We start from the raw sequence: 2,637 nt of genomic DNA, 5'->3' as shown, positions 1-2,637 counted from the left end.
TGCTCACTTCCGCCAAGCACCTCAGAGTCGAGCGCGGCATCTACAAGCTGATCGGCGTCGACGGTGACGCCGATCAGCGTTGGCCGGTGTACCTGCGCTCGGTGCTGGCCTTCTCGGCCGTCTCGGTGCTCTTCCTGTACGGCCTGATCCGCCTCCAGGGCTACCTGCTGCTGAACCTGGGCGTTCCGCAGATGGAGGGCCACCAGGCCTGGAACACCGCGATCTCGTTCGTCACCAACACCAACTGGCAGTCCTACAGCGGCGAGTCCGCGATGGGCCACCTGGTGCAGATGGCGGGCCTGGCGGTGCAGAACTTCGTCTCCGCGGCCGTCGGCATCGCCGTCATGGCGACCCTGATCCGCGGTTTCATGCGGAACAGGACGGACCGGGTCGGCAACTTCTGGGTGGACCTCACCCGGATCAGCCTCCGTCTCCTGCTGCCGCTGTCGATCGTGTTCGCCCTGGTCCTGGCCGCGAACGGTCTGATCCAGAACTTCCACGGCTTCACCGAGGTGCACACCCTCACCGGTGAGATCCAGAAGATCCCGGGCGGGCCGGTGGCCTCCCAGGAGGTCATCAAGGAGCTGGGCACCAACGGTGGTGGCTTCTTCAACGCCAACTCGTCGCACCCGTTCGAGAACTCGACCGGGTTCACGAACTGGCTGGAGATCTTCCTCATCCTGGTGATCCCGTTCGCGCTGCCGCGGACCTTCGGCAAGATGGTCGGCGACAACCGTCAGGGCTACGCGATCGTCGCGGTGATGGGCCTGTTCTGGGTGGCCTCGACGCTGCTGCTGACCTGGGCGGAGTTCGCGCACCACGGCACTGCCCTGCAGGCCGCGGGCGGCGCGATGGAGGGCAAGGAGCAGCGGTTCGGCATCGCCGCGTCCACGTTGTTCGCGACCTCGACGACGCTGACGTCGACGGGTGCGGTGAACTCCTTCCACGACTCGTTCACGCCGTTCGGCGGCGGTCTGACGATCTTCAACATGATGCTGGGCGAGATCGCGCCCGGCGGTGTGGGCTCCGGCATGTACGGCATGCTGATCCTGGCCGTCGTCGCGGTGTTCGTCGCGGGCCTGATGGTCGGGCGCACCCCGGAGTACCTGGGCAAGAAGCTCGGCGGCCGGGAGATGAAGTTCGCCTCGCTGTACATCCTCACCACGCCGACGATCGTGCTGGTCGGCACGGGTGTGGCGATGGCCCTGCCGGGTGAGCGGGCCGGGATGCTCAACTCGGGCGCCCACGGCTTCTCCGAGGTGCTGTACGCCTTCACCTCGGCGGCCAACAACAACGGTTCGGCGTTCGCCGGCATCACGGTCAACACCGACTGGTACGACACGGCGCTCGGCCTGTGCATGGTGTTCGGCCGCTTCCTGCCGATCGTGTTCGTCCTGGCGCTGGCGGGTTCGCTCGCGCAGCAGCAGCCGGTTCCGGCCACTCCGGGCACCCTGCCCACCCACAAGCCGCTGTTCGTGGGCCTGCTTTCGGGCGTGATCCTGATCGTCGTCGGCCTCACCTACTTCCCGGCCCTGGCCCTCGGGCCGCTCGCGGAAGGTCTCCACTGATGTCCACCCCCATGCTCAACCCCGCACCGGCCGACAAGGCCGAGCCCGCCGCGCCGCACAGAGTCCAGAGCGGCCTCCTCGACCCGAAGCTGATCGTCGCGTCCCTGCCGGACGCGGTGAAGAAGCTCGACCCCCGGGTGATGGTCAAGAACCCGGTGATGTTCGTGGTCGAGGTGGGCTCGGTGGTCACCACGATCTCCGCGATCGCCAGCCCGTCCGTGTTCGCCTGGGCCATCACCGTGTGGCTCTGGCTCACCACGATCTTCGCCAACCTGGCGGAGGCCGTCGCCGAAGGCCGCGGCAAGGCCCAGGCCGACACCCTGCGCAAGACCAAGACCGAGAGCGTCGCCCGACGCCTCACCAACTGGCCCGCCACGCAGGACGAGGAGGAGGTCCCCGGGACCGCCCTCCAGCTGGGCGACCACGTGGTGATCGAGGCCGGGCAGATCATCCCCGGTGACGGCGACGTCGTCGAGGGCGTCGCGAGCGTCGACGAGTCGGCGATCACCGGTGAGTCCGCGCCGGTCATCCGCGAGTCCGGCGGCGACCGCTCCGCGGTGACGGGTGGCACCAAGGTGCTGTCCGACCGGATCGTGGTGAAGATCGCCTCGGAGCCCGGCAAGTCGTTCATCGACCGGATGATCGCCCTGGTCGAGGGCGCCGCCCGGCAGAAGACGCCGAACGAGATCGCGCTCAACATCCTGCTCGCCTCGCTGACCATCGTCTTCCTGGTCGCCGTGGTGACCCTGCAGCCGATGGCGACCTTCGCGGGTGCCCCGCAGTCGATGATCGTCCTGGTCGCCCTGATCGTGGCGCTCATCCCGACCACCATCGGCGCGCTGCTCTCCGCGATCGGCATCGCGGGTATGGACCGCCTGGTCCAGCGCAACGTGCTGGCGATGTCCGGGCGCGCCGTCGAGGCCGCCGGCGACGTCAACACCCTGCTGCTCGACAAGACCGGCACCATCACCCTGGGCAACCGCCAGGCCGCCGAGTTCCTGCCCGCCCCGGGCGTGGGCACCGACGAACTGGCCAGCGCCGCCCAGCTCTCCTCCCTCGCGGACGAGAC

General features: G+C 68.4%; 2 protein-coding genes. Both read left to right on the top strand.

Annotated features, from left to right (window positions below):
• On the top strand, window positions 1–1,568 hold a 1,568-nt coding region (gene kdpA, locus ACGF12_RS37945; protein ID WP_393041033.1), incomplete at its 5' end, for a potassium-transporting ATPase subunit KdpA.
• Window positions 1,568–2,637, top strand: a 1,070-nt coding sequence (locus ACGF12_RS37940; protein ID WP_393041030.1) for an HAD-IC family P-type ATPase, incomplete at its 3' end; no start/stop codon positions are given. The genes kdpA and ACGF12_RS37940, both read left to right, overlap by 1 nt.

Origin of the sequence: Kitasatospora sp. NPDC048296 (assembly GCF_043201815.1) — a bacterium.
Lineage (GTDB): Bacteria > Actinomycetota > Actinomycetes > Streptomycetales > Streptomycetaceae > Kitasatospora.
Note: the sequence above shows the minus strand (reverse complement) of the source record. Positions and strands in the feature narration are given on the sequence as shown.